22 protein-coding genes are annotated in these 26,282 nt (G+C 60.8%); 11 read left to right on the top strand and 11 right to left on the bottom strand.

The annotated features are described in order from the left end of the window. Positions 1-39 precede the first annotated feature (39 nt). On the bottom strand, positions 40-1,410 hold the full coding sequence (locus ROSMUCSMR3_RS00675; protein WP_081506130.1) for a class II 3-deoxy-7-phosphoheptulonate synthase: 1,371 nt from the start codon (positions 1,408-1,410) through the stop codon (positions 40-42). 174 nt (positions 1,411-1,584) lie between these two features. On the opposite strand from ROSMUCSMR3_RS00675, the gene ROSMUCSMR3_RS00670 reads away from it, so the two are divergent. Beyond that, entirely contained in the window at positions 1,585-2,586 is a 1,002-nt protein-coding gene (locus tag ROSMUCSMR3_RS00670; protein WP_037297719.1) for a GlxA family transcriptional regulator, read from the top strand. A 62-nt stretch (positions 2,587-2,648) separates the two neighbouring features. Here the strand turns inward: ROSMUCSMR3_RS00670 and ROSMUCSMR3_RS00665 are convergent, their stop codons facing one another. The 4 genes from ROSMUCSMR3_RS00665 to ROSMUCSMR3_RS00650 are packed head-to-tail and all read right to left on the bottom strand — an operon-like array spanning position 2,649 to position 6,842. Continuing rightward, positions 2,649-3,737, bottom strand: coding sequence for a PQQ-dependent sugar dehydrogenase (locus ROSMUCSMR3_RS00665; RefSeq protein WP_081506129.1), 1,089 nt, complete (start codon positions 3,735-3,737; stop codon positions 2,649-2,651). 32 nt (positions 3,738-3,769) lie between these two features. After that, the gene (dxs, locus tag ROSMUCSMR3_RS00660; RefSeq protein WP_081508507.1) at positions 3,770-5,698 is read right to left on the bottom strand and encodes a 1-deoxy-D-xylulose-5-phosphate synthase; all 1,929 of its coding nucleotides are present in this window, start codon (positions 5,696-5,698) and stop codon (positions 3,770-3,772) included. Between the two features lie 32 nt (positions 5,699-5,730). After that, complete coding sequence (locus tag ROSMUCSMR3_RS00655) at positions 5,731-6,594, bottom strand: polyprenyl synthetase family protein (protein WP_081506128.1); 864 nt, start codon at positions 6,592-6,594, stop codon at positions 5,731-5,733. A 5-nt stretch (positions 6,595-6,599) separates the two neighbouring features. After that, positions 6,600-6,842, bottom strand: coding sequence for an exodeoxyribonuclease VII small subunit (locus ROSMUCSMR3_RS00650; protein ID WP_008280891.1), 243 nt, complete (start codon positions 6,840-6,842; stop codon positions 6,600-6,602). A gap of 102 nt (positions 6,843-6,944) precedes the next feature. Here ROSMUCSMR3_RS00650 and ROSMUCSMR3_RS00645 point away from each other — a divergent pair, with 102 nt between their 5' ends. Beyond that, complete coding sequence (locus tag ROSMUCSMR3_RS00645) at positions 6,945-7,901, top strand: phosphotransferase (RefSeq protein WP_081506127.1); 957 nt, start codon at positions 6,945-6,947, stop codon at positions 7,899-7,901. Between the two features lie 12 nt (positions 7,902-7,913). Here the strand turns inward: ROSMUCSMR3_RS00645 and ROSMUCSMR3_RS00640 are convergent, their stop codons facing one another. From ROSMUCSMR3_RS00640 to ROSMUCSMR3_RS00630, 3 genes are read right to left on the bottom strand one after another with little or no spacing between them, the layout of a single operon-like run. Then, positions 7,914-8,513, bottom strand: a complete 600-nt coding sequence (locus ROSMUCSMR3_RS00640) for a pyridoxamine 5'-phosphate oxidase family protein (RefSeq protein ID WP_008280889.1) — start codon at positions 8,511-8,513, stop codon at positions 7,914-7,916. Between the two features lie 15 nt (positions 8,514-8,528). Further along, positions 8,529-9,002: a DUF1348 family protein gene (locus ROSMUCSMR3_RS00635; RefSeq protein WP_081506126.1), complete on the bottom strand. Its 474-nt coding sequence runs from the start codon at positions 9,000-9,002 to the stop codon at positions 8,529-8,531. A 53-nt stretch (positions 9,003-9,055) separates the two neighbouring features. Further along, on the bottom strand, positions 9,056-9,601 hold the full coding sequence (locus ROSMUCSMR3_RS00630; protein ID WP_081506125.1) for a carboxymuconolactone decarboxylase family protein: 546 nt from the start codon (positions 9,599-9,601) through the stop codon (positions 9,056-9,058). 125 nt (positions 9,602-9,726) lie between these two features. Here ROSMUCSMR3_RS00630 and ROSMUCSMR3_RS00625 point away from each other — a divergent pair, with 125 nt between their 5' ends. Continuing rightward, positions 9,727-10,656, top strand: a complete 930-nt coding sequence (locus ROSMUCSMR3_RS00625; protein WP_081506124.1) for a LysR family transcriptional regulator — start codon at positions 9,727-9,729, stop codon at positions 10,654-10,656. A gap of 3 nt (positions 10,657-10,659) precedes the next feature. Here ROSMUCSMR3_RS00625 and ROSMUCSMR3_RS21805 read toward each other — a convergent pair whose 3' ends face one another. Next, positions 10,660-12,390: a calcium-binding protein gene (locus ROSMUCSMR3_RS21805; RefSeq protein ID WP_081508506.1), complete on the bottom strand. Its 1,731-nt coding sequence runs from the start codon at positions 12,388-12,390 to the stop codon at positions 10,660-10,662. A 149-nt stretch (positions 12,391-12,539) separates the two neighbouring features. Beyond that, entirely contained in the window at positions 12,540-15,452 is a 2,913-nt protein-coding gene (locus ROSMUCSMR3_RS21800; RefSeq protein ID WP_261340890.1) for a calcium-binding protein, read from the bottom strand. A 545-nt stretch (positions 15,453-15,997) separates the two neighbouring features. Here ROSMUCSMR3_RS21800 and ROSMUCSMR3_RS00610 point away from each other — a divergent pair. The 7 genes from ROSMUCSMR3_RS00610 to ROSMUCSMR3_RS00580 all read left to right on the top strand — a co-directional run bounded on the left by ROSMUCSMR3_RS00610 (position 15,998) and on the right by ROSMUCSMR3_RS00580 (position 24,055). Next, positions 15,998-16,675: a class I SAM-dependent methyltransferase gene (locus ROSMUCSMR3_RS00610; RefSeq protein ID WP_008280883.1), complete on the top strand. Its 678-nt coding sequence runs from the start codon at positions 15,998-16,000 to the stop codon at positions 16,673-16,675. Between the two features lie 47 nt (positions 16,676-16,722). Further along, positions 16,723-18,672, top strand: a complete 1,950-nt coding sequence (locus ROSMUCSMR3_RS00605) for an acyltransferase family protein (RefSeq protein WP_081506122.1) — start codon at positions 16,723-16,725, stop codon at positions 18,670-18,672. Between the two features lie 102 nt (positions 18,673-18,774). Further along, a complete protein-coding gene (locus tag ROSMUCSMR3_RS00600) occupies positions 18,775-19,758 on the top strand; it encodes a sulfotransferase domain-containing protein (protein WP_081506121.1) in 984 nt (327 codons plus the stop codon). Beyond that, positions 19,755-20,906 (top strand): mitochondrial fission ELM1 family protein, encoded by a 1,152-nt coding sequence (locus ROSMUCSMR3_RS00595; RefSeq protein WP_081506120.1) that lies wholly within the window; start codon positions 19,755-19,757, stop codon positions 20,904-20,906. Before ROSMUCSMR3_RS00600 ends, ROSMUCSMR3_RS00595 begins: the two co-directional genes overlap by 4 nt. A 1-nt stretch (position 20,907) precedes the next feature. Then, positions 20,908-21,894: a diacylglycerol/lipid kinase family protein gene (locus tag ROSMUCSMR3_RS00590; protein WP_237183506.1), complete on the top strand. Its 987-nt coding sequence runs from the start codon at positions 20,908-20,910 to the stop codon at positions 21,892-21,894. A 74-nt stretch (positions 21,895-21,968) separates the two neighbouring features. Further along, positions 21,969-22,916 (top strand): hypothetical protein, encoded by a 948-nt coding sequence (locus tag ROSMUCSMR3_RS00585; protein WP_081506118.1) that lies wholly within the window; start codon positions 21,969-21,971, stop codon positions 22,914-22,916. 188 nt (positions 22,917-23,104) lie between these two features. Beyond that, on the top strand, positions 23,105-24,055 hold the full coding sequence (locus ROSMUCSMR3_RS00580) for a hypothetical protein (RefSeq protein WP_008280877.1): 951 nt from the start codon (positions 23,105-23,107) through the stop codon (positions 24,053-24,055). A gap of 12 nt (positions 24,056-24,067) precedes the next feature. On the opposite strand, the gene ROSMUCSMR3_RS00575 is transcribed toward ROSMUCSMR3_RS00580, so the two are convergent. Beyond that, a complete protein-coding gene (locus ROSMUCSMR3_RS00575; RefSeq protein ID WP_237183505.1) occupies positions 24,068-25,165 on the bottom strand; it encodes a mitochondrial fission ELM1 family protein in 1,098 nt (365 codons plus the stop codon). Between the two features lie 137 nt (positions 25,166-25,302). Between ROSMUCSMR3_RS00575 and ROSMUCSMR3_RS00570 the strand changes: the two genes are divergently transcribed. Then, positions 25,303-26,232 (top strand): sulfotransferase domain-containing protein, encoded by a 930-nt coding sequence (locus ROSMUCSMR3_RS00570; protein WP_237183504.1) that lies wholly within the window; start codon positions 25,303-25,305, stop codon positions 26,230-26,232. Positions 26,233-26,282: the final 50 nt, after the last annotated feature.

Raw genomic sequence — 26,282 nt, 5'->3', positions numbered from 1 at the left:
CAACAGGGCCTTGCGCCCCGTTGCGGTCAGGCAGTTCTCTTATCCTGCTTCGGCCTGACGGCGATCATGGCGCAGGGATTTCAGTTCTTCCGCCACGAGGAAGGCCAGTTCGAGCGATTGGCTGGCATTGAGGCGCGGATCGCAGGCGGTGTGATAGCGCGCCGACAGGTTTTCTTCGGAGAGCGCCCGCATGCCGCCGGTGCATTCGGTCACATCCTGCCCGGTCATCTCGAAATGCACGCCGCCGGGGATGCTGCCCTCGGCCTTGTGGATGCCAAAGAATTCCTGAACCTCGCGCAGGACCAACTCAAACGGCCGGGTTTTATAGCCGGTCGCGGATTTGATCGTATTGCCATGCATCGGATCACAGACCCAAAGCACCGATGCTCCCTCTTCCTGCACCGTGCGGATCAGGCGCGGCAGGTTTTCCGCCACCTTGCCCGCACCAAAGCGCGCGATCAGTGTCAGACGCCCGGCCTCATTGCTGGGGTTGAGCGTGGCCAAGAGCCGCTTGAGATCGTCCGAGGTCATCGACGGGCCGCATTTAAGGCCAATGGGATTCTGCACGCCACGCAGAAATTCGACATGCGCGCCATCCGGCTGCCGGGTGCGGTCGCCGATCCACAGCATATGGCCAGAGCCCGCCAGCCATTTCCCAGAGGTGGAGTCGAGCCGGCACAACGCCTCTTCATATTCCAGCAAGAGGCTTTCATGCGAGGTGTAGAAATCCACGGTCTTGAGCGTATGGGCATTGTCGCTGTCCACACCCGCCGCTTTCATAAAGTCGAGCGCGTCCGAGATGTGATTGGCCATTTCGCGGTATTTCGCGGCTTTCTCGCTTTCGGTGAAGCCCAGCGTCCAGGCATGGACCTGATGCACATCGGCATAGCCGCCGGTTGAAAAAGCACGCAACAGGTTCAGCGTGGCCGCAGCCTGCGTATAGGCCTGCAACATCTTGTCCGGATTGGGAATGCGCGCCTCGGGGGTGAAGGCCAGTTCGTTGATGATATCTCCCCGGTAGCTGGGCAATTCCACGCCTTCGATCACCTCGGTCGGGGCCGAGCGCGGCTTGGCGAATTGCCCCGCCATGCGGCCAACCTTGACCACTGGCACCTTCGCCCCATAGGTCAGCACCATCGCCATTTGCAGCATCACCTTGAAGGTGTCGCGGATCGCATCAGCCGAGAATTGATCAAAGGCCTCGGCGCAATCGCCGCCCTGAAGCAAGAACGCTTCGCCGCGCGCAGCAGCGCCGAGCGCACGTTTGAGCCGGCGCGCCTCACCGGCGAAAACCAGCGGCGGATACTGCCTGAGACGGGCCTCGACATTGGCCAGTGCGGCGGCATCGAGATAATCAGGCATCTGCACCCGCGGTTTCGCGCGCCAGCCCGTTTTCTGCCATTCCGTCATCGTCCTTACTCCGCATTGAACGTAATCTGAGACCCGTGCTTAGCAAAGCGGCGGGCAAGAGGCCATATGAAACGCACAAGAATGCGTCGCAAATCGACCATGGCTCTCTTGTCAATCGCGACAGATTCGTGACAGACCGCTATAGAGGCCGTTGTGCCGGGGAATCGAGTGATGATGACGTCAGAGGCCACGAAGATCGCGGTGAAAGCGCCGAAGGAGCCCAAACGCTTTGTGTTTGTGTTGCTGGACAGATTCACCCTGCTCAGCTTTGCCTCGGCCATCGAATGTCTGCGCATCGCCAATCGTATGGCAGAAGAAGAGCTGTATAGCTGGGTTTTGACAGGTGATTCCGAGGATGTGATCACCTGCTCAGCCGGGGTGCGGTTCAATCTCGACTTTGCCCTATCCGATTTGAACCGCGAGGATGTGGTTCTGGTTTGCGGCGGCATGGATGTGCAAAAGGCCGCCACCAAGCGCATGTTGAACTGGCTGCGCCGTGAGGCGCGCAAGGGGCTGCGCATGGGGGGGCTGTGCACCGCGTCCTATGTTCTGGCGCGCGCAGGGCTTTTGGATGGCAAGCGCGCGACGATCCATTGGGAAAACCATGACAGTTTTCTCGAAGAATTCGAGGATGTCACCCTGACGAAATCGGTCTTCGTGATTGATGGCAACCGGATGAGCACGGCGGGCGGCACGTCGTCGATTGATCTCATGCTCAATATCATCGCGGATGATCATGGCGAAAAGCTGGCCAATGCCGTGGCGGATCAGCAGATCTATAGCTCGATCCGCACCGATCAGGACACGCAGCGTCTGAGCGTTCCGACACGCATCGGCGTTCGGCATCCCAAGCTGAGCCAAGTCATTCAGATGATGGAAACCAATATCGAAGAGCCGATCAGCCCTGCGACATTGGCACGCGATGTGGGCATGTCGACCCGGCAGTTGGAACGTCTGTTTCGCCGGTATCTCAGCCGCAGCCCCAAGCGGTATTACATGGAACTGCGCCTGCAAAAGGCGCGCAACCTGTTGATGCAGACCGATATGACCGTGATCAACGTGGCGCTGGCCTGCGGATTTGCCTCGCCCTCGCATTTCTCAAAGTGCTACCGGGCGCATTACAACACGACGCCCTACCGCGAACGCGGCGCACATAGCTCGCGCCTGTCAGTTTGAGGGTGCGGCCAGGCTGGGGGCGCTGCCCCCAGACCCCCGAGGTATTTCAAGCCAGATGAAGATCAGCCGGGGCTGAGACGGTAGGCGGCACCCTGCCCGACGCTGAGAAACCAGATTGACCCATCCGGGGCCTCTCGGATGTCGCGCACGCGCTGGGTTTCGCGGGACTTGAGGCGCTCCACCTCTGTGAGCGGCGTGCCATCGAGGCGCGAGATCATGTCGAATTTGAGGGATCCGACAAAGATGTCGCCGCGCCATTCCGGAAACATATCGCCCTGATAGATCATCATGCCAGAGGGCGCGATGGAGGGATCCCAATAATGCGCGGGCTGTTCCATGCCGGATTTCTGCGTGCCCTCGCCGATTTTCAGCCCTGAATAGTGGCGACCATAGGAAATCACCGGCCAGCCGAAATTCGCGCCTTTGGCAATGCTGTTCACCTCATCGCCGCCGCGCGCGCCATGTTCCACCACCCAGAGATTGCCCTCGGCATCAAGCGCCGCGCCTTGCGGGTTGCGGTGGCCATAGGACCAGATTTCAGGTTGCGCCCCAGCGGTTTGCGTGAACGGGTTGTCCGAAGGGATGGCGCCATCGCGGGCGATCCGGACGACCGCGCCGTTTTGACGTGCCAGATCTTGGGCCGAACTGTCATCGCCCCGGTCGCCGATGGTGGCGTAGAGCATCCCATCGCGCCCCTCGACCAGACGCGAGCCGAAGTGCCGCCCGCCAGAGGAGCCGGGTTCCAACTCGAATATCACGGTCCAGTCGGTGAGGCGATCCGCGCCGGGGGCAAGGCGGGCATGGGCGATGGCGGTGCCTGCCCCGCCCGGTTGCGGTTTGGAATAGGTGAAATAGAGCTGACGGCTTTGCGCGAAATCGCGGGGCACGAGAATATCAAGCAATCCACCCTGCCCGCGTGTGGCAACATCCGGCAGGCCGGTGATGGCCCGGCCTTGACCGTTTACGACATGCAGAAGGCGGCCACCTTTTTCGGTGATGAGCAGGCTGTCATCGGGCAGAAAGCCAATGGCCCAAGGATCGTTGAGCTGGTCAACCATTTTGGTGACAGTCAGTTTGCCCGCGCTACTATCGAGCGCGTGTGCCGGGGTTACGGCGAAACAGGCCGCCAGAATGAGAGGGATAAGGCGCATCGCTTTCTCCTTTTCCCATCCAGATAGGTAGGTCAGGCGCGTTTTCCAGCCAGTTGCGCGATGCCCAGCACGTCAAGCACCCGCGCTTCGATATCGGCGGCGTTCAGACGCGCGACGGCATACATATCCTCGGCGCTGGCCTGATCTATGAACGTGTCCGGCAGGACCATGGAGCGGAATTTGAAGCCGCGATCGAATACCTGAGCTTCGGCCAAGAAGTGACTGACATGGCTTGCAAATCCACCAATCGCGCCCTCTTCGACGGTGATCATCGCCTCGTGGTTCTGGACGAGATCGAGGATGAGCGCCTCATCCAGCGGTTTGGCAAAGCGGGCATCGGCGACGGTGGGCGTGATTCCGCGCGCACGCAGGGATTCGGAGGCTTTGAGCACCTCTGAGAGGCGCGTGCCAAAGGAGAGGATCGCCACGCGCGCGCCCGTCTGGATGATACGCCCCTTGCCAATTTCCAGCGGTTCGCCGCGTTCGGGCATGGTGACGCCCATCCCCTCGCCGCGTGGATAGCGGAACGCAATCGGGCCCTCATCATGGGCGGCGGCAGTGGCGACCATATGGACAAGCTCGGCCTCATCGGCGGCGGCCATGACCACAAAACCGGGCAGATTGGCGAGAAAGGCCGTGTCGAAGGCCCCCGCGTGGGTGGCGCCGTCTGCGCCCACAAGCCCCGCACGGTCGATGGCAAACCGCACCGGCAGGCGCTGAATCGCCACATCATGCACGACCTGATCGTAGCCGCGTTGCAAAAAGGTGGAATAGAGCGCGCAAAAGGGTTTGAGCCCCCCCGCCGCAAGCCCGGCGGAAAAGGTGACGGCATGCTGTTCCGCGATGCCCACGTCAAAGAGCCGCGAGGGGTAGCGTTCGGCAAAGAGGTTGAGGCCGGTGCCATCGGGCATGGCGGCGGTCACGGCGCAGATCTTGTCATCCTGTGCGGCATGGGCCAGCAGCGCCTTGGCGAAGACGCCGGTATAGCTGGGGGCGTTCGAGGGCGATTTGCGCTGTTCGCCGGTCAGCACGTCGAATTTGGCGGTCGCATGGCCGCCATCGCGGGCGCGCTCGGCGGGGCCATAGCCCTTGCCCTTCTTGGTCAGCACATGAATAAGGATCGGCCCGGTGGCGCGTGCCTTGACGGTGCGCAGAACTGGCAAGAGTTGGTGCAGGTCATGGCCGTCGATGGGGCCGACATAGCTGAACCCCAGTTCCTCGAACAATGTACCGCCCACGGCCAGCCCCTTGAGCATGTCTTTGGCACGACGCGCGCCCTCTTGAAAGGGAGGCGGCAACAAGGAAATGGCACCTTTGGCGGCGGCCTTGAAATCCTGAAACGGAGCCTCGGCATAGAGCCGCGAGAGATAAGAGGACAGCGCGCCCACTGGCGGGGCAATCGACATCTCGTTGTCGTTGAGGATGACAATCAGGCGTTTCTTCAGGTGGCCTGCGTTGTTCATCGCCTCAAAGGCCATGCCTGCCGACATGGCCCCGTCGCCAATCACCGCGATGGCATCGCCAAGGCCTGAGGGGCAGTTGCCGCCAAGGTCCCGCGCCACGGCAAAGCCAAGTGCGGCGCTGATCGAGGTAGAGCTATGGGCCGCGCCAAACGGGTCGTAGGGCGATTCCGAGCGTTTGGTAAAGCCCGACAGCCCGTCCTTTTGCCGCAGGGTGCGGATGCGGTCGCGGCGGCCCGTCAGGATCTTGTGGGGGTAGCATTGATGCGACACGTCCCAGATGATCTTGTCGCGCGGCGCGTCAAACACGTGATGCAGGGCGACAGTCAGCTCCACCACGCCAAGACCGGCCCCCAGATGCCCGCCGGTTTCCGACACGGCGGAAATGGTTTCCGAGCGCAGTTCATGCGCCAGTTGCACCAATTGGCTATCGGAAAACCGTTTGAGATCGGCGGGGCTGGCGACCTGATCAAGCAGCGGTGTTTGCGGGCGGTCGGACATCATGCCCCTCCGTGGGGTAAATTCAGCAAAGTCTAGCTTTGGCGCGAGATAACGAAACGGGCAAGGTCGCGCAAGCGTTCGCCCCGTTCCCCGTAACAAGATAGTGCGTCGCAAGCGGCGTCAACAAGGGATGCGGAGCGGGCGCGGGCCCCGTCCAACCCCAGCAGCGAAACAAACGTGGCTTTGCCTGCGGCGGCATCCTTGCCCACGGCCTTGCCTGCGGCGGCGGCATCGCCGGTCACGTCGATCACATCGTCCTGTATTTGGAACGCAAGACCAAGCGCGCGGGCATAGGTGCTTAGCGGGGTCATATCGGCATGGGCCATGCACGCGCCTGCGGTGGCGGACCACAGGATGAGCGCGCCGGTCTTGCCGGCTTGCAACGTCGTGATCTCATCCAAGCTGAGCGGCGTTGTGGCGGTTTCGGCGGCAATGTCGAGCGCTTGGCCCAGAACCATCCCCTGCCCTCCGGCTGCACGAGCAAGGCTAAGTGTCAGACCGGCGCGCACCTCAGCCGGGCCGCAATCGGGATGCGCCACCAATTCGAACGCCAGCGATTGCAGCGCGTCGCCCACAAGAATCGCGGTCGCCTCGTCCCATTTGATATGGACGGTGGGTTGACCCCGGCGCAGGTCGTCATTGTCCATGGCGGGCAGATCGTCATGCACGAGGCTATAGGCGTGCAAGGCCTCAATGGCCGTGGCGGGCCAAATCGCGGCTGTCTCAGGCACATCGTGCAGCCGCGCGCTTTCCATCACCAGAAAGCCTCGGATGCGCTTGCCGCCCTGCGTGGCATAGCGCATGCCCTCGGCCACGGGGCCGGTGCCAAAGGGGGCAAGAACGCGGGAAAGATGCGCCTGAATGGTTTCAGCCTCGGCGGCAAGTCGCGCCTGCATCTGGATCAGAGACCTGTCACCGGGGTCGTGCCGGTGGGCTGGCCATCGGCGTCGAGCGTAATGGCGGCGACTTTTTCTTCGGCCTCTTTCAGTTTTTCTTCGCAGCGTTTCTTGAGCTTGGCACCGCGCTCATAAAGCGTGATCGACTCGTCCAGCGCCACATCGCCCCGTTCCAGCCGCCCAACAACCTGCTCCAGCTCTTTCATCGCCTGTTCAAAGGTCATCTCGGAGGGGGGCGTATCGGTCATCGGCTGGTCCTCGTGCTGGGCATTTCAGCAGCTAGCATAGGGTGCTGTGGCGGGGGGTGCAATTCGGTTGACGCTTCATTGCGGCTGAGGGACAGTTGGCCCATGTCAGAGCCTGTCCTCCCCCTGTCCGACCTTGATGCGTTGGCCCGTTTGGATGCCCGCCTGCGGGCATTGGTGACGGCGCATCCGGACCTTACAGGGTTGGACATCTCAGAGGTGCTGCGCATTGTACCGGGCAAGCGCGCGGTTCTGGCCGGGCGTCTTGATGGGCGCGCGGTGGTGGCGCGGTTGGTTGAAGAACGCGGTGCCGAGGCCTTGGCCAAGGAATGGGCGGAGTTGCAGCGCATCTGGCCGCATATGCAGAGCGGGCGTTACCGTGTCGCCGAACCTATTTGCTACCTGCCGGATGCGCGGCTTTTGGTGATGGAACGCGCGCCCGGTGAGGCGCTGTTGGAGCATCTCTGGCAGGCGGATGTGGGCCGCCGCGCGCAACATCTGCGCCCCGCTGCCGAATGGTTGCGGGACTATGTCGAGATCAGCGAGGGGTGGAAGCCGGGCAATGCCAAGGGCTGGCTCGCGCGGGCCGCGCGGGCCGCCGCCACGCAACCGTTCGGGCGATTACGCCGCATCGAGAGTGGCATTCTCGCGCATCTGACAGAGATGGCGACCGCGCTGGACGGGGCTGAATGGCGCGTCGCGATCAGCCATGGTGATTTTCATCCCAACAACCTTATTCTGGGAGAGGATCGCCTGACAGGGATCGACACCGGCGGCTCTGGCCGGTTGCCCGTCTGCAAGGATATCGCCCGCTTTCTGGTGCATATGGGGCGACGTGGCATGATCCCGTCTGGGCGGCGGTATCTGGGGGTTGATGCCGAGGGGCTCGAGGTTTTTGCCGAGGTCTTCGCGCTGACCGAGATCGAGCGCAACCTTTGGCTGCCGTTCTTTATCGGCATCGAGGCGCTTATTCGGGTCGAGACCCGCGCGCTCAAACACAGTCGGATCAAGCGCGCGGAAGAGATGTATGGCCTCTTGCTGGATGACCTTGCCGCGCTGTGAGCGCACTCAGGTCTAGAGGCCAAGCGCCGCCTCAAGCGTTGCGATCCGCGACAAGAGCGGGGCTGTCACGCCGTCGATCTGCTCCATGCTGAAGCGTGGGGTAATGTGCTGGGGGCAGTTCCAGTCAAACCCTTCGACGGTGATCAAGAACCCGCGCTCGATGCGGGCGCGGTAATCGGGCAGGTCCAGCCGCGCCAGTGTTGCCGTATCTTCAAGACCCACAGCCCGCGCGCGCCCAAGAATCTTGAGCCGGCGGCGGTTTGGATAGTCCATCAAAAACAGCGACACGCGGTCATCGGTGCTGAGGTTGCCAAGGCTGATATACTGGCGATTGCCGCGAAAATCGGCAAAGCCAAGGGTGCGATCGTCCAGCACGCGAAGAAAGCCCATAGGCCCGCCGCGATGCTGGATATATGGCCAGCCGGTTTCGGTGACCGTGGCCATATAGACAGAGTCGCGGGCCGCGATGAACTCGGCTTCGACCTCGCTCAAATAGAGGTTCACCGGACCGTCCGCAGCCTGCATCCGGGCATAGGAGGCGCGGCTGCCCTGCTCCTCTTGCAGCCGTGTCACCGTTGGGGTGAAGGCGATATTCGCAAAATGATGGGGCATGACATCCTCTGGGGGTTATAGGCCAAGATCGGAAAGGCCGGGGTGATCAGCGGGGCGCGGCCCTTGTGGCCAATGGAACTTGCGCTCAGACTCTTTGATCGGCTGGTCATTGATGCTGGCAAAGCGCAGGCGCATGAGGCCTTTTTCGTCAAATTCCCAGTTTTCGTTGCCATGGCTGCGATACCAATTGCCGGCATCATCGCGCCATTCATAGGCAAAGCGCACGGCGATACGGTTCTCGGCAAAGGCCCAAAGTTCCTTGATCAACCGATACTCCAACTCGCGGGCCCATTTGCGGGTAAGAAAGGCCGTGATTTCCTCGCGGCCAACTGGAAATTCGGCGCGGTTGCGCCAACGGCTATCGGGCGTATAGGCCAGCGCCACGCGCGCGGGGTCGCGCCCGTTCCAGCCGTCTTCGGCCATGCGCACTTTTTGGGTTGCGGTCTCGTGGGTAAAGGGAGGAAGCGGGGGACGAGCGTCTTGGGTCATTGGCGATCCTTGGTTGGGGGCACAGCGCTGGGCGGCGCTGTGCCGATCTGTGCTCAGGCGGCGGTGTTCAACGTGACCTTGGGAAAGTCGATCTCGACCTGTGTGGCCTTGCCCAGAATATTGGTAAAGATATTCATGGCAACATGGGTAATGATTTCGACGATCTCGGCGTCGGAATGACCAGCGGCGCGCAGGGCGGCAAACTCTGCTTGGCTCACTTCGCCGGCATGTTCGACCAGCGTATGGGCAAAGGTCAGCGCCGCCTCGGCCTTGGCATCGGCGGAACGGCCCGCGCGGTTGGCAAGGATTTCGTCACTGTCCAGCCCCACCTTGCGGCCAATTGCGGTATGGGCAGACACGCAATACTGGCAGCTGTTCTGTTCGGCCACCGCAAGCGCGATGCGTTCGCGCGTCAATGGGTCAAGCGCCCCTGCCCCGGCAATGCCATGCAGCCCAAGGAACGCCTGAAGCGCCGCGGGGCTATTGGCCAGAACGCGGATGAAATTGGGCACCATACCAAGCGCCGATTGCACGGCATCCAGCAGCGCCTTGGCCTCGCCTGTGGCGGTTTTCGGGTCGATAACAGGAATACGGGCCATGTCTTTTGTCCTTATATTGAGAGCGCGCAGGCAATGTGCCGCGCTTGGGCATAAGGTGGGGCAGAATGGTATTTGAAAGAATAGATGAAATGTGGAATGCTTCATTCCGTTGAAAGGAATAATTGATGAACCGTTTGCACGAGATTGAGGTGTTCATCGCTGTGGCAGAGGCGGGCAGCTTTGCGGGTGCGGCACGGCGCCTGCACCTGTCGCCGCCTGCGGTGACGCGGGCGATTGCCGCGCTTGAGGATCGGTTGGGCGCGCGCGTCTTTCAGCGAACCACGCGCAGTCTGACCATCACCGATGTCGGCGAGCGGTTCTTGGGTGCCGCGCGGCGCGTGCTTGGTGATCTTGACACCGCAGAGCGTGAGGCGATGGGAGAGACAACCGCGCCGCAGGGGCATTTGACGGTGACCGCGTCGGTGACGTTTGGCCGTTCCGCCCTTGGGCCGATGGTTGGCAGCTTTTTGGTGGCGCATCCGCGTGTGTCGGTCTCGGTGCTCTTGCTCGACCGGGTGGTCAATCTGGTCGAGGAAGGCGTGGATCTGGCCATTCGCATCGGAGAGTTGCCCGAGTCGCGGCTGATTGCCAAACGGTTGGGTACGGTGCATCGCATTCTGGTGGCAAGCCCCGAGTATCTGGCGCAACACGGCACGCCCGCTGCCCCTGCGGACCTGCGCCACCATGCGGTGATCGCCTTTACCGGGCTGATGCCCAACCGCGAGTGGCGGCATCGCAGCGGGCAGCGCAGTGCCAGCGTGGCACTTGCCCCGCGTCTTGAAATCAACGACGCGGTGGCCGCCATCGACGCGGCAATATTGGGTCAGGGCATCACGCCCACCCTGTCCTATATGGTGGCAAGCCACATTCGGGCGGGGCGTCTGGTGCCGGTGTTACAGGCCCATACCCTGCCGCCGCAACCCGTTAATCTCGTGTATCCCGAGGCGCGCCTCATGGCCCCCAAGCTGCGCGCCTTTCTGGATTTCGCCGGTCCCCGTCTCAAATCTGCGCTTGCGGATCTGGCCGAAGGTGTGGCCGTGCCAAAGGCGCTCTGACGATCACAGGAACTGGAAATCGTCCACCGTCAGTTGCGCGGCGGTGACCCCCTCAACGAGGATGTTGTTGCCATTCACAGTCATCTGCGCGCCGCCCGCCCAATCGACGATATTCATCGCTGCCAGAAAGCCCGCCAGACCGTTGCCACCGTTGTTGATATTCTCAACGCCGGTATCGGGATCGAAGCGGCGGATCAGGAAGATATCTGAACCATCCTCAAAATCGGTGATCGCATCCGACTCGCCGTCGAAAAAGGCGCTGAACACGAACAAATCGGCATCCGCACCGCCAGTGATCGTGTCATTTCCAGCGCCCGCGTTGATCGTGTCACTGCCTGCGCCGCCGTCGATCAGATCGTTACGCCCGCCACCAGCGAGGAAGTCATCACCGTCACCGCCAAGGATACTGTCATCGCCTTCGCCACCGCCCACGCGATCATCCCCTGCGCCTGCGTCAATCGTATCCCGCCCGGTGCCGCCGCCGATATCATCCGCGCCCCCGTTGCCAAAAATCAGGTCGTTGCCAAAGCTGCCCGACACGCTGTCATTGCCATCGCCGCCGGACAGGGTGTCACTATCGGCACCACCGGCAACCACGTCATTGCCCGCGCCGCCCGTGATGCTATCCGCGCCAAAGCCGCCGCCGATGATATCGTCACCACTGCCGCCGTCGATGGTGTCATCGCCCTGACCCCCGCCGATATTGTCGTTGCCAGCACCGCCGGAAATCAGGTCATTGCCATCCGAGCCGGAAATGGAATCGTTGCCTCCGTTGCCTTCGAGCGTGTCGTTGCCGGGCCCGCCCGCGAGCCCGTCATGGCCCTGTTCCCCGATCAGGGTATCGTTGTCATCAGTGCCAATCAGGGTATCACCCCCCTCTGCGGCCACAAGAAACACGCCCGGACGCCCGACGATTTCCTCGATCAGGTCGCTCACCAGAACGGATTGCCCCGCAAATTCGACCTGCTCGATGTTGATCAGATCATCCACGCCTTCAAAGGGCGAGGCGAGGCGCAAGCCGGTCTCAGTCAGAGTGATCTGAAACTCGCTCGGCGAGCCAATGTTATAAGTGGCCGTATCGAAACCTTCGCCGCCGTCCAGCAGGTCATCGCCGGTGCCGCCGTTTAGCACGTCATTGCCGTTAAGCCCTTGCAAGGTATCCTGCCCCACGCCACCTGTAAGAAAGTCTTGAGCGTTGGTGCCAATCACAAGCTCGTCGTCAGACAGCTCTGACACCGTTGTGTTCGCAAAGGCACTGAGCGCAATGGGTTGATTTGGGGCAAAGGCCCCTTGGGTCACGGGACCGCCCCCGATGATCGAGGAGGCAAATTGCGTGAAGCTCGCCAGATTGGTGGGCTGCACCACACCAGAGCCGCCAAGCTGGAAGAAGTAATTAACATTTGTTGCGAAATCGAAGAAGGAGATCATGACAGCTTGGCCAAAGCCAGTTGTCAGAAAACCCAAAGCCGGAAAATCTATCGTGTTGGCATCCGAGGTCAGGTCGATACCATCAAGGCGCGCGATCCGAAACTCGCTGAGGTTATTGATGATGACGTCTGGAACCTCTCCGGCGGTGGCCGGCCCTGCAAACCGATAAGAGAACTGATCAGATGGCACCGAGAGTTCGAGAGACACAGTCCGGAAGTCTGCTGCGATCACGCTGACCGTGCCATTGGGTCGCAACACGATGTCATCAATACGCGCCGCAAAACCGTTAACCGTAAAAAGATTCATGAACTCACCCACCAACGTTTTACCCGTTCGGTAAAACCGAATGCCGCCAGTTTCAAGCTATGAAATCTATGCCCTTGCGTGGGCCAATGTTGTTGATACCAAAAGAGCGCCCTTGGGCGCTCTGATGCAGTGGCTTAGCGCGAGAATCATTAAAGAAACTGGAAATCCTCAAGCGTCAGTTGTGCGGCGGTGATGCCTTCGACAAGGATCGTGTTGCCATTGACGTTCATCTCTGCGCCCGCTGCGGTGTCGGTGATGTTCAGCGCCGCAAGGAAGCCGACAAGACCATTGCCGCCGTTGGTGATATTCTCAACCCCGGTGTCGGGGTCAAACCGGCGGATGAAAAAACTGTCCACCCCATCTTCGAAATCGGTGATCACATCCACCTCGCCATCGAAAAAGGACGAGAACACGAATTGATCCGCGCCGGCACCGCCGCTCATGCGATCACTGCCCGAGCCGCCGTTGATCGTGTCATCGCCAGTGCCGCCGTTGATCGTGTCATCGCGACCGCCCCCGGCGAGAAAATCGTTGCCGTCTTCGCCAAGGATGCTGTCATTGCCCTCGCCGCCGCCCACGCTGTCATCGCCTGCGCCTGCGTTGATGGTGTCCTGACCGGTGCCGCCGCCGATGTCATCCGCGCCATCATTGCCAAAGATCAGATCACTGCCAAAGCTGCCCGATATGCTGTCATTGCCTGCGCCGCCCGAGAGCGTGTCATTGTCCGCCCCCCCTGCGACCACGTCATTGCCGTCGCCGCCCAAGATGCTATCCGCCCCAAAGCCGCCGCCAATAATGTCATCGCCCTCGCCGCCGTTGATGGTGTCATTGCCCGGACCACCGCCGATATCATCGTTTCCGGGGCCACCCAGTATGAAGTCATTGCCATCAGAGGCGGAAATCCTGTCATTGCCTGCGCCCCCATCGAGACTGTCATTGCCCAAGCCCCCCGAAATTATATCATCGCCGTCGCCGCCGATCAGAGTATCGTCCGAGTCTGTGCCGAACAGCATTTCGCCCGCGTCACCCGCCATAACGAAATCGCCCGGAAACCCGAGCATCGCGACGCGCACCTCAGCCACAGACACAGTCTGATCCCCGAATTCCATCCATTCGACATCTGTCAGGTCGTCAATCCCAAGCGCAGAGACAACGCGCAGCCCACCGGGCGTCAGGCTGAACGCCACCGTATCAAAGGTGACACCTTCAAACACGGCCACGTCGTCCCCGATACCGCCAAGCATCAGGTCATCGCCCAAGCCGCCGATGAGGCGGTCATCGCCAGCCCCGCCATTGAGCGTGTCGTCACCTGCGCCGCCATTGAGAATGAACCGTGGCCCTTTGACATTGGTATGATGATCCTCTTCGCCCGGCATATCGCCAAGGCTGAGCGGGTCATCACCCACGGTGACTGTCACGGTCCGGCTCGCCTGTCCGGGTTTGGCCGCGACACCATCGGTGACGGCCTCAAGATGCAGATAGACCAGGGACCAAGCCTGCATGGTCACAAGAAAGGATTCCAGATCCTCGGCGGAAATCAGATCGACAAACTCAGTTTCAAGCACGACCTGTGCGGCTTCTTCGTCCTGTCCCCCGGCCCCGCCATCCCATAGCTCGCTATAGGACACGCGATAGAGCGTCGCGGAGGGATCGAGCACGGCACTGAAATCAAGCGTCTTGTCTGTGGCTGTGCCGCTTAGATCAGCCAGGATGAAGAACGACTCTGGGCCGTTCTCGAACCCGTGGATCGTGATGTTATCCGCCTCGAGAAAATCCAGAACCGGGGTCATACCAACGGCTTTGTGCAAGAGGGAATACGATTCTCCTGCGATGGTGAGATGCCCGCGACAAGTGCAGACCAGCGTGACGGAGCGGCTGTTGTTGAAGAGCGAGGGCCAGTAATGCGCGGTGGTCACGTCATGCGTTACCATCTCGTAGAACATGGCGACATCAAGGATTGCGTGTTGCAGGCCGCGATTGTTTGCCTCGTTCACGTCGCCTGTGCGGCTTACGTTCCATTCGGTGATGTAGTAATCGAGTTCCGGCAAGGCCGCGCTGCGGTTGCCTAGATTCATCCGCCAGAACTCAAGCTGGGTGAAGCCGAATTGTTCCTGCGTATCGACGGCCCCCAAACCGCCATCGAGGTAATAGTGCTCGCTGATGGCATCGATTGCATTGGCTGCATCAGACACGTCGATCGAGAAAATTCCGCCATTTGCGGCCTGCACCAACATCGACTCTTGCGCGAAAGCCGAAAGGATCACGGTGTTCTGGGTTTTGGCGTTCCCTTGCGAGGGCACGGCAACCTGCGTGAGCTGTGTGAGCGGCGGCACGCCCGCATCACCAATCTGGGTTGGCTGATACACAAACCGTGTGAGGGGATCGACATACAGCACGCCGCCGCCATTTGGCGAATAGACGCCCGCAGCACTGAGGGTTTGCACCACGATGTCAGGTTGCTTTGCGCGAACAAGGTCCAGATCGAACAACGTTGTCTCAACCGTTTGGGCCACGGCAGCGGCCAAACTGCCGTATTCATGCGCGGTCATACGCCCCGAGCCCCAGAATTCATTGCCAATCTCAAAGGCGTCGATCCGCACACCTGCCGCCGCCGCACTTTGCACCGCCATCGTGACGAAATCGGCCACATCCTGAAGATAGCTCGCGGACACAAGCCGGCCGCCATAGGTGCCCGCCAACAGCGCCTCGCCTGCGGTTTGTGTGAAACCCACCGAGGTGGGAATAACAAAGGTTGTGCTGGTGCCAAGCGTGGCGGTGAAATCGAGAAAATCGGAAAAGGCGATCAGGTCAAGCGCGCCGCTATTCTCGAACGATCCCACCGTGCGCTCGTGGCTGCCGCCTGCAATGTCGGAAATGTCAAAATGGCTTTCGGTGATCGAGCCACCGGGGAACCGCAAATTGGTGATATTCGCCTCTGTGAACCGGTCGATCACCTTGTCCCGCAAGGAAATATTGGTGGTGATTGTGAGGTTGGTGCCGAACATTTCGGGCGTGACCGTAGTGCCCGAATTCCGGTCCGTTTGATCTACAACTCGTATCATTCAATCATCCTCAACGGTCTAAAACACCGGATTACCAATGACACACAACAATGAATACAACCGGTAGTTTATATTTCTCTTCTCGGGAACCTATCCTTATGAGGTGGATCCTCAACAAGTGCTGCAAAAATCGTTCCAAATGTGCGGGGTGGATCAGCCTTTAAGGGACATGTATTATGCATCTTTTACTTCCGATGATGGCTTTCGGCGGCGCAATTCAGCGCATAAAGATGCAGCGTTTCCAGAACACAGAAGGCGCGGACGGTTCCAGCAAGTGTCAAGCAGCATGCAAGCCTTTGGTTTTCATCAGATTTACTCAAAGCCCCTCGCGCAGCTGAAATTTTGCTTGAGGTTCATTCCTGACAGATGAATTAGGGCAATGATCGAGAAGCGGAGACAAACCAGACGAAACTTTGCAAAAAAACACGCGGCCCCGCTACTTTTGCCCCCCCGCGACAATTTTAATGTCGAAACGTCGCGCCTTAGCGATTAAGAGGGCGTCAAAATCTCGACGAACCCTCCTTTTGCAAGAACGGACAGACAGCATGACCTCTTACGGACGCGGCAATCCCAGCCCCGAGTATCTCGACATGGTCGCCATGTATGAGAGGCTGCACGAAGAGGGCGAAGCGGCGGCTGGAAAATCCGGCACCCAGACCTTTCCCGGTAAAATGTTGATCCGCCATGCGCCCGGTATCAAAGAGATGATCGACCGAACCGGCGCGGCGGATATTCTGGATTACGGCGCGGGCAAGGCAGTTGGATATGACCTGCGCGATGTGGCGCTGACCAAAGAGCTGACGGTGCCCAGCATTCAGGACTATTGGGGCGTGACCGATATCCGCTGCTATGACCCGGGTCATGAACCGTTCAAGGAATTGCCCGACCGGCAGTATGATGGGGTGATCTGCACCGATGTGCTGGAACATATCACCACGCCCGATGTGCCGTGGATCGTCGAAGAAATGTTTGGCTATGCGCGCAAGTTTCTATACGCCAATGTCGCCTGCTATCCGGCGGTCAAGGTGCTGCCCAATGGGCAGAACGTGCATTGCACGGTCAAATCCCCCGAATGGTGGGCCGGTTTGTTTCACGGGATCGCCATGCGGCACACGGATGTCTCTTACCGGCTGATCACCTCGACCGCGACGGGGCGCAAGAAGAAGTTCGGCTTCGCCAAGAACCGCAAGAAAGAATACCAGACCGTCGAGCGGATGGCCTGATCCGCGCCAGTGACTGAAAATCCCGACGTGTGCCGAGTGCGTTCATCATGAAGTATCGCCCCGAAATCGACGGTTTGCGTGCGATAGCGATCTTGCCGGTCGTATTTTATCACGCGGGCGTTACGTGGTTTCCCGGCGGGTTTGTCGGCGTCGATGTGTTCTTTGTGATCTCCGGCTATCTGATCACGTCGATTATCCTGAGCGAGCGTGCCGCGGGCAACTTTACGCTCACCGGATTTTATGGCCGCCGTATCAGGCGCATTTTTCCGGCGCTTTTTGTGATGATGGCGGTCAGCTATCCCATCGCCTGGGCGCTGCTGGACCCTTCGGCGATGGCCGAATTTTCCGGCAGTATCGCCGCCTCAACCGTGTTTTTCGCCAATGTCTATTTCCTTGAGGTCAGCGGCTATTTTGCGACGGCGGCAGAGTTCAAACCGCTTTTGCATAATTGGAGCCTGTCGGTCGAGGAACAGTTCTACCTGATCTTCCCCATGGCGGTGCTGCTCACATGGCGGGCGGGGGCAAAATGGCAGGTCCGCATTTTCATCGCCGTGGCGCTCCTCAGTCTTGCGCTGGCGCAATGGCAGATTGCGCGGGGCAATGAGGCGCGCGCCTTTTTCCTGCTTTATGCGCGGCTGTGGGAATTGTTGGTGGGCGTTCTCATTGCCTATTGGCTGACCACGCCGCAGGGGGCCGCGCTGCGCGATGGCGGGCGGTTTCGGCATGGCGCGCTGTTGGGTCTGGCGCTCATTCTCTGGGCTGTGTTCACCTATGACACCGAAACCGCGTTTCCGGGGCTTGCCGCGCTCTTGCCCTGTGTGGGCGCGGCATTGGTCATCGCCTTTGCCAAAGGGCAGAGCCTGACCGGGCAGGTTTTGGGCTGGCGTCCGGTCGTCTTTGTCGGGCTGGTCAGCTATTCGCTCTATCTTTGGCATGTGCCCGCGCTGGTGTTCACGCGCATCGGCACCGGGCGAGAAGACCTGTGGCTCATGCTGGCCGCCTGCGCGCTGGCCTTTGCGCTGGCCTGCCTGAGTTGGCGCTATGTCGAGCGACCGTTCCGGCGCATGCACGCGCTGCCGCCCCTGCGCCTTTTTGGCACTGCGGCTGCCTGTATGATGGTTCTGGGCGGTCTGGGCCTTTTGGGGCAGGAAACCGACGGGTTTCGCGCGCATTACCTTGAGCATCGGCTCGATCCCGTCACCCGCGCCAATTACGAGAGGTACAGCCCGACCGCGACCCGCTCGCGCGTGGCCGATGACGGCTGCCGGTTCCGCGATGAGGAGCTGACAGAGGAGTTTGGCACGCGGTTGCAAGACTGCGCCGCGCGGCATGGGCCGGGGATATTTATCCTTGGGGATTCTCATGCCGAGAATGTTTACAACGCCCTGCGCAGCACTGAGCGGTTTCCGTTTTTGGTTGGTCTGACGCGTGGCGGCTGTCGCCCCTATCAATACAAGGCCAAATGCTCTTACGAGGCGGCGATCCCCTTTTTGACCAGCTATCGCGACGCGGTGGCGCAGGTGGTCTTTCACGTCTCGGGCTCGCATTACATCCTTGACCACCGCAACGAGGGCGACAGTGATGCAGCCTTTGAGCCGGGCACTGAGGGACGGATTGCCGAAGAGAATGTGATCCTGACCTCGGCCTATCTGGCAAAGCTGCCCGAGGGGCTGGATGTGGTCTGGCTTGGCCCCTTTGCCGAGGCACGGGTGGACCTGAGCAATCCCGGAAATTACAGCACCGAGCGGCTACAGTTCAATCCCGTGGCCTTGGCGCATTTTGACCGGCTTGAAGCGCGGCTCAAATCCGAGGCCGAGGGGCAGACTGCGTATCGTTACCTGTCGTTGCTTGACGCGCTCGATTTCGGGCCTGACGCGCTGTTACAGAGCGATTGCCTGACCTTTTGGGATGTGGATCACTTTAGTCCCTGTGGCGAGCGCCTGTTCGGCCCCACCATCGCGGATCTGGTTCTGAGCAAGGCTCCGCTGACGCAGTGATGCTTTTGATATGGCAAATCGGACGTAGAATGGGTATGCGACCCCCAAAACCGGTCATGGTGGCACATCCCCCCGCGACACCGGCAGAAAAGGCCCAAGACCATGCGTGACACCCTCCGCCTTCTCCGCGCCTCCTTTCCCGAGGCCAGCAAGGTTGGCTGGCGCAAGGCCAGCCGCCGCCTGCTCAAGCTCAAGATGGACATGACAGGCGCAGATCAAGACGAGCGTATCCGCGCCGAACGCCACATGCGCGGGCGCGAGCAATTCGCCAGCCTGCAACGCGCCGATGCGGTGGTTGTATCCTTTGGCAAAAGTGGGCGCACATGGCTGCGGGTGATGATTTCGCGGCTCTATCAACAGGTCTATGACCTGCCCGAGGATATTCTGATCGGGTTCGACAATTTTCACAACATGGACCGGCGCGCGCCGCGTCTGTTCTTTACCCATGACAATTACATCGGTGATTTCACCGGAAACACCGACAACAAGGCGGATTTCTACGACAAGAAGGTTCTGTTGATGATGCGCGACCCGCGCGATGTGGCAGTGTCGCAATTCTTTCAATGGCGCTTTCGGATGCCATCGGAGAAAAAGGCGCTGAATGAATACCCGGCCCATGACGATGAAACGCCGATCTATGATTTTGTCCTGCATGAGGGCGGCGGTCTGCCCAAGATCATCGACTTTATGAACCTTTGGGCGCGGGAAATGGACAAGATGCGCGCGCTCTGCCTTATTCGGTATGAGGATATGCGCGCCAATCCCCACTCGGTTCTGACCGAGGTGGCGCAGTTTCTGGACATTCCCGCCGATGCCGCCGCCATCCAAGAGGCGGTGGATTATGCCTCGTTCGAGAATATGAAGAAGAAAGAGGCTGACAGCAGTTTCCGCCTGAGTGGCGCGCGGGTGGCCCCCGGCGATAAAAGCAATCCCGACAGCTACAAGACTCGGCGCGCCAAGGTGGGCGGGTATCGCGACTATTTCGACGATGCTCAAGTGGCAGTGATCGACGCGCTGGTCGAGGCACGGCTTGATCCGGTTTATCGCTATGCAGCCACGGCAAATGCGGACAAACCGGCGGAATGAGCCAGCCTGACGCGATGCCCCGCATCTGGCGGGTTCTGGGGGACAAGCGCGGCGACAATGCGCAAGTCGAGATTGTCGCCGAAGCGCTGGCGCGGGAACGCGGCTGGGTGTCGGAACTGCGGCACCTCGAAATGCTGCCGAAATTCGTGGTGGGCAAACCGCGCGTCGGCCCCACGCTTTATCACATTGACCAGAGCCTGAGCGATCCGATCGAGCCGCCTTGGCCAGATGTGATCCTGACGCGCGGGCGGCGCTCAGCCAATGTGGCGCTCTGGATCAAGAAGCAATCAGGCGGGCGCACGCGGATTGTGCTGGTGGGCAAGCCTGCGGGCTGGTTCTCGCATCAGATGGCGCAGTTTGACCTTATCGTGACCAGTGCCGAAACCCTGCCCGCGCCCTTTGAAAACGTGATGCAGATCGACCTGCCCTTGATGAAGATCAGCCCCGAGCGGTTGGAGGCGGGGCGCAAGGCGTGGCAAGAGCGCTTGGGCGCTTTACCCCGGCCACTGGTGGTGTTTCTCATCGGTGGGCCGACCAGCCCCTTTATCTATAACGCAGAGATGGAGGCGCGGCTGCGCGCACGGATGGCACAGGTGCTATCCGAGGGCGGCACGCCCTATATCGTCGGCTCGCGCCGCACACCCACAGGGTTTCTGGACCGCGTAACTGCTGGGCTACCCCAGGGCGTGCAGCGCTTTGACTGGACCCAACCCGACAGTGAAAACCCCTATACCGGCCTTTTGGCGCTGGCGGACCGCTTTCTTGTGACCGGCGACAGTATTTCGATGCTGGTCGAGGTGGCGCGGCTTGGAAAGGCGCTGGAAATCGTGCCCCTACCCTTTGGTCCCTTGGGCAAGCTTGACGATGCCCGCAGGCGCGCAGCGGCGTGGATGTTTCAGGCGCGCCGCAATGCAGGGCCGGCCGAGCGGCTGCGCCTCGCACTGGCGCGTGGGCTTTATCATTTGCGGATGCTGCAACAAACCCGGCACTTCCCCCGGTTTCACCAGATCCTGATTGATCGCGGGCTGGCCACATGGATGGGCGAGAGGCAGGATGCCAGAATGGGCGACCGCCCTGCCCTGTCGGCCACCGATGCCGATGTGGCGCGTATCCTTGCGCGGATTGATCCGCTCTTGTCGGGGCGCTGACATGAGCACGACCCGCATATGCATGATCAGCAACCCCACCAGCGGCAATAACCGCAAATGGCAGGCGCATATCGAGGCGCGGCTCGCGGCCTATCCGCAGGTTGCCCATCACGTAACCCGCTCGCCCCAAGAGGCCGAAGCGCTGGTGCCGCAACTGGCCGCCTCACGGCCCGATGTGGTGGTGATCAATGGCGGCGACGGCACCATTGCCGCCGCTCTGGGCATGATCCTAAGCCATTGGCCGCGGGAGAGCCTGCCGCTGATCGTGCTTTTGCCCGGCGGCACCGCCAATATGACGGCGGGGGATATTGGCACCGCCTCTTCGCATAGGCGGGCGTTGAAGCGGTTTTTTCGCTGGCTTGATTGCGGCGCGCCCCTTTCGGGGGATATTCGCGCGCGCCATATCATGCGGGTAACAGGCGCTGCGGATGGCCATATCCGGCACGGTATGTTTCTGGGCACCGGGGCGATCATGCAGGCCACGCGCTTTGCCCATAAGACCGTGCATTCGCGCGGGCTGGGCGGCGAGCTGAGCCTTGGCATGGTTTTGATCCGGTCCGTCTGGGGATTGATCCGCCAAGACGCGAGGTTTTACCAGCCCACGCATGTCGCGATGACGGTGCAGAACGGGACGGGTGCGGATGTCACGCGCGATACCGCCCCGATGCTGATCCTTGTGGCGAGCACGCTGGGGCGGCTTTTCCTCGGCATCCGACCCTTTTGGGCCAAGCAACAGGCCCCCATTGGCCTGACGGCAATTCAGGGCGGCGCGCGGCGGTTTGCCCGCGCCTTTCCCTCGGTGTTGCGCGGGCATCCCAATCGGCATGTGACGCTCGAGAACGGGTATGAGAGTTTTCGCGGTGCGCGGATCGAATTGCGTTTTGACGGCGAGTTGAACCTTGATGGCGAGTTGTTCGCGACGTCCGGGGGTGACGTGCCATTGGTGATCGAGGCCGAAGGACCGATCCGGTTCCTGCGCCCGAAATAGGCGCGGGCAGTTGGCGCGGGCATCAAGCGCGTATAGAACGGCGGGCACCACCCGATGCAAGGCAGCACAGATCCATGACCGGCGCGCAGTATCCCACCCCGGACGGCCCGACCTTAGACAGCTCTGCGGAATTGCGCGCGCTGATGACGGCGTTGACCGCACGCTTTGGCGATGGGTTGCAGGCGGTGATCCTGTATGGATCGTGCCTGCGCAGCGCCAATCTGCTGGATGGGCTGGTCGATTTCTATGTGCTGGTCGAAAGCACGCCCAAGGCCGAACCCCGCCTCTGGCTGCGGCTGGGCGGTCGGCTCTTGCCGCCCAATGTCTATTACTTGGAGGCGCCTCTGGGCTCTGACACGGTGCGCTGCAAATATGCGGTCCTCAGCCTGCGGCAGTTTGAACGCGGCACCGGCCCTGGCTGGTTTCAATCCTATCTCTGGGGGCGGTTTGCGCAGCCGGTCAAACCAATCTGGTGTCAATCACAGGATGTGGAAACGCGCCTGCACGCCGCATTTTTGCGGGCAGGCGAAACGCTCTTGCGCCGCGCCCTGCCCGCCTTGCCACCCGAGGGATCGGTCGAGGCGCTCTGGCAAGGCGCGCTGGCGCTGAGCTATGCCACGGAATTGCGTGCCGAAAAGCAGGGCCGCGCGGCAGAGTTGGCGGGGCATGGGCGGAGCTTCTTCACGGCGATGACGCAGGCGCTCTTGCCGCGTATGGCGGATGTCTTGCAGCTTGAGCGAGGGGCGGAGGGCGCGCCGAGGTATCGCAGCAACGTATCGCCCCGCGCACGCCGCCTTGCACCCATCCTCTGGGCGCTGCGCCGGGTGCAGGGCAAGGCGCTGTCGGTGGCGCGGCTCATCAAGGGGCTGTTCACCTTTGAAGGCGGCCTTGATTACCTTGCGTGGAAACTGTCGCGCCATTCCGGCCAAGTGGTCGAAATCCCCGACAAAGTGCGCCGCCGCCCGCTGATCCATATCTGGGGCTTTATGCGACAGCTTTATCGACGGGGTGTGTTCCGCTAACGCTGGCGCGATGGGCGAGAACCCGCGTATCGCGATCAGGTTCAGTTACAAACGTGTAAGATTGGGGCTATTCTCTGATCCAGATCAATACATGACAGTTTTAATTGTGTTTCTGGACATGGCGTCTCTGCAAATTCTCCTGTATAGAGCCGCTCAGAACAAAAAACCGAGGTTGCGGATCACTCATCATGAAACACGCTGTATTCATCCAGACGAACCACAAGCAGATTGTCGGCGCCATCGTCGCGGAACACGCGCTGCGTCGCTACTCCACAAACAATGACAAATTCGAGGTGCATATCGTCAACAGCCGCGATTACCCCTTCTTCCTTGCCCGTGAAGGTCAGGAATATATGCGCGACGGCGTTAAGCGGGTTTGGTTGAACGAGGATCTGCAATCCTTTACCCCCACCCGCTTTATGCCGCCCGAGTTGATGGGCTATGAGGGCCGCGCCGTGGTCATCGACCCCGACGTATTCGCCTGCGCCGATATCTGGGAACTGCTGAACCGCGACATGAAGGGCAAAGCCGTGATGGCGCGTATGCGTTCGGGCACCAAGGGCCTGATCGACAAGGCCTATGCCAGCTCTGTGATGCTGCTCGATTGCGCAAAGCTCAAGCATTGGAAGGTTGAGGAACAGTTCAACGCTATGTTCGATGGCGACCACGACTATTCCCGCTGGATCGGTCTGCGCAACGAGGACCCCACCACGCTGGAGTTCATCGAAAACGAGTGGAACGATTTCGACAAGTTCACCACAGACACCAAAATGCTGCACACCACCCGCCGCAAAACCCAGCCATGGAAAACCGGCCTGCCGGTGGATTGGCGCCCCGCAGAGCGGTTCCGCCTGTTCCCGCCAGCCGCATGGGTGCTGCGCCTGCGCCGCAAGATTTTTGGCGAATACGGCCTGATGGGCAACTACAAAGAGCATCCCGACAAGAACCAAGAGAATTTCTTTTGGGGTCTGGTCAAGGAATGCGTCGAGCAAGGCAAGCTGACGGAAGAGTTCCTGCGTCAGGAAATGAAAGACAACCACGTGCGCCACGATGCGTTGGACGTGATCGCGCGCGTGCCCAGCCTGCCGCCCGCACCGGCGCATCCGCTGAGCACCGGCAATCTGGCCAAGGCCGCCTAAGCGCTTAGGCGTTCAAAACAGCGCGCGGATACGTTCCGCCGCAACATGCGCTCCGACCGATGGGTCGGGGCGCATTTTCTTTGCCCAAGTCTCGCCTGTGGCTATCAACTCTGGCGCGTCCTCTAACCAGCGGGCCTGCCCCGCCTCCACCAGTGCCTGCTGGATGCGCGACACATCGCGGCGCATCCGGCGCGGGGCAAATCGCATGGCAAGCGCGTGGCTCAGCGGTTTTGGACGCAAGTTATGCGCATGCGACCACCAAGACCCCGACGCATCACCGGGATCAAAGATATAGAGCGGGCGACCAAGGCTTGCGGCCTCAGCCAGCATCGACATGCTCTCGCCGGTCACCACAAAGCGATCCGCAAGGCCTAGATAGGCCGAATAGGGATTGGGCGCGGCCTTGTCGCGATTGTGCCACCAATAGCACTGGGCCGGCACATCAAGGGCGGCGCTGATCGCCTCGGCCACGGCGGGCGGGGTACGGGGGCTGCCGCTGACCAATGCGGTGCCACCGGTCTGGCGGATCAGGCGATTCACCCCTCGTGCCAAAAGCCGCCCCTTGTCCAGGGTAAAGACAAACGGCCCACTGTCCCCGCCAATCAGCACGGTCGTATAGGGGCGTGGCATATGGGCCAGTGCCGTGGTTGCCGCCGTGGCGGCTTGATCCACGCCAGCACGTGTGAATTGGTGCAAAGGCAGAGGATTGATCAGGACCATGGGACCGGGCGTCAGGAAATACTGCGGCGTGCTGACGATCAGATCATAGCTCTCAACCGGTGCCCAAGGGCGGCCCAGATGCACCAGCTTTGTGCGCCCCCCCGATTGCCGCTTGATCCAACGCGCCACCGGCTCGTTGCGGCGGCCAGCGCTGATCACCAGATCGGGCCAAGGCGCGGTCAGTGGGCTGGATGCATGTTGATCGATCCCCAAGAGCGTGACCCGCAACAGGAGATGCGGTACAAGTTCCCAACCACGCGCGAGGATCAACTTTTCCTCCATCGGCCAGCCAAGCGCATGGGCCAAGGCCAAGACCTGCGTGTTATCGCCCGCTTTGCGCCCCAAGAGACACCAGATCTTTGGCTCTTGCGATGTGGTGCTGGGCTGCACAGGCCTCTCCCTTGTTGTTGCGCGATGGCGCGGAATCACGCCGGATGCGACACGGGTCAAAATTACCCATACAAAGACCGAGCGATACCCTCTATGAGGACCGCAAGAAACCCCGATCCCTGACCAGAATGCCCGACATGACCAATTTATCCTACCGCGAGATCCGGGACGTGGCCGCGCGTCACCTCATTCTCTCTGCCCTGTTCTTTCTGCCCAAGGGCCAGAAAATCGCGCTGGAACGCCGCCTGCGCGGGCGTCAGGAGAATGCCAAGCTGCAAGAGGCCGATTGGGCGCTGGTGTCTTGGGGCAAAAGTGGGCGCACTTGGTTTCGCGTGATGCTGTCGCGTTTCTATCAGCTGCATTACGGGCTTGAGACCGAGTATATGCTGGAATTTGACAATTTCCACGCTCTAAACCCAGCCGCGCCCAAGGTGCTGTTTAGCCACAACAATTACATCCGCGACCATTTCAACCATGGTGACGATCTGGATCAGTATCGCGGCAAGAAGCTGGTGCTCTTGGTGCGCGATCCACGCGATGTGGCGGTCTCGCAATATTTCCAGTGGAGCTATCGCATGCGCCCGCGCAAGAAGGCCCTGAACGCCTATCCCGCCCATGGCAGCGAGGTGGCGATCTATGACTTTGTGCGCAATCCCGATTGCGGCATCCCGCGCATTGTCGCGGCGTTCAATGCCTGGGCGCGGTCCTTGCCCAGCTTGGGCAAGGATGTGTTGGTGGTGCGCTACGAGGATTTACGTAGGGATCCGGCCGAGGTGCTGCGACAGGTCGTCAGCTTTACCGGCGTTGATCCTGACCCGGCGCATATCGAGGCGGCCAAAGACTATGCTGCCTATGAAAACATGAAAAAGCGTGAGGCGTCGAATGAGGGCATGCGCGGCAGCGGTCAGCGCGTCAAGCCGGGGGATGAGAGCAACCCCGACTCGTTCAAGGTGCGGCGCGGCAAGGTCGGCGGCTATCGCGATTACTTCACGCCCGAAGAGGTAGAGGTGGTCGATGCGCTGGTTGAGGGCAAGCTGGACCCGGTGTTTGGGTATAACGAGGGGTGAGAGGGTAGACCCCTCGCGATGAGCCGCGCGGGACGGTTGGGGCCAACGCC

It is taken from the genome of Roseovarius mucosus, assembly GCF_002080415.1.
Taxonomy (GTDB): Bacteria; Pseudomonadota; Alphaproteobacteria; order Rhodobacterales; family Rhodobacteraceae; genus Roseovarius; species Roseovarius mucosus_A.
Note: the sequence above shows the minus strand (reverse complement) of the source record. Positions and strands in the feature narration are given on the sequence as shown.

Coding starts and splice junctions, on each gene's coding strand:
- ROSMUCSMR3_RS00675 (WP_081506130.1), bottom strand. CDS start 1,410: ATGACGGAATGGCAGAAAACGGGCTGGCGCGCGAAACCGCGGGTGCAG.
- ROSMUCSMR3_RS00670 (WP_037297719.1), top strand. CDS start 1,585: ATGACGTCAGAGGCCACGAAGATCGCGGTGAAAGCGCCGAAGGAGCCC.
- ROSMUCSMR3_RS00665 (WP_081506129.1), bottom strand. CDS start 3,737: ATGCGCCTTATCCCTCTCATTCTGGCGGCCTGTTTCGCCGTAACCCCG.
- dxs (WP_081508507.1), bottom strand. CDS start 5,698: ATGTCCGACCGCCCGCAAACACCGCTGCTTGATCAGGTCGCCAGCCCC.
- ROSMUCSMR3_RS00655 (WP_081506128.1), bottom strand. CDS start 6,594: ATGCAGGCGCGACTTGCCGCCGAGGCTGAAACCATTCAGGCGCATCTT.
- ROSMUCSMR3_RS00650 (WP_008280891.1), bottom strand. CDS start 6,842: ATGACCGATACGCCCCCCTCCGAGATGACCTTTGAACAGGCGATGAAA.
- ROSMUCSMR3_RS00645 (WP_081506127.1), top strand. CDS start 6,945: ATGTCAGAGCCTGTCCTCCCCCTGTCCGACCTTGATGCGTTGGCCCGT.
- ROSMUCSMR3_RS00640 (WP_008280889.1), bottom strand. CDS start 8,513: ATGCCCCATCATTTTGCGAATATCGCCTTCACCCCAACGGTGACACGG.
- ROSMUCSMR3_RS00635 (WP_081506126.1), bottom strand. CDS start 9,002: ATGACCCAAGACGCTCGTCCCCCGCTTCCTCCCTTTACCCACGAGACC.
- ROSMUCSMR3_RS00630 (WP_081506125.1), bottom strand. CDS start 9,601: ATGGCCCGTATTCCTGTTATCGACCCGAAAACCGCCACAGGCGAGGCC.
- ROSMUCSMR3_RS00625 (WP_081506124.1), top strand. CDS start 9,727: ATGAACCGTTTGCACGAGATTGAGGTGTTCATCGCTGTGGCAGAGGCG.
- ROSMUCSMR3_RS21805 (WP_081508506.1), bottom strand. CDS start 12,390: ATGAATCTTTTTACGGTTAACGGTTTTGCGGCGCGTATTGATGACATC.
- ROSMUCSMR3_RS21800 (WP_261340890.1), bottom strand. CDS start 15,452: ATGATACGAGTTGTAGATCAAACGGACCGGAATTCGGGCACTACGGTC.
- ROSMUCSMR3_RS00610 (WP_008280883.1), top strand. CDS start 15,998: ATGACCTCTTACGGACGCGGCAATCCCAGCCCCGAGTATCTCGACATG.
- ROSMUCSMR3_RS00605 (WP_081506122.1), top strand. CDS start 16,723: ATGAAGTATCGCCCCGAAATCGACGGTTTGCGTGCGATAGCGATCTTG.
- ROSMUCSMR3_RS00600 (WP_081506121.1), top strand. CDS start 18,775: ATGCGTGACACCCTCCGCCTTCTCCGCGCCTCCTTTCCCGAGGCCAGC.
- ROSMUCSMR3_RS00595 (WP_081506120.1), top strand. CDS start 19,755: ATGAGCCAGCCTGACGCGATGCCCCGCATCTGGCGGGTTCTGGGGGAC.
- ROSMUCSMR3_RS00590 (WP_237183506.1), top strand. CDS start 20,908: ATGAGCACGACCCGCATATGCATGATCAGCAACCCCACCAGCGGCAAT.
- ROSMUCSMR3_RS00585 (WP_081506118.1), top strand. CDS start 21,969: ATGACCGGCGCGCAGTATCCCACCCCGGACGGCCCGACCTTAGACAGC.
- ROSMUCSMR3_RS00580 (WP_008280877.1), top strand. CDS start 23,105: ATGAAACACGCTGTATTCATCCAGACGAACCACAAGCAGATTGTCGGC.
- ROSMUCSMR3_RS00570 (WP_237183504.1), top strand. CDS start 25,303: ATGACCAATTTATCCTACCGCGAGATCCGGGACGTGGCCGCGCGTCAC.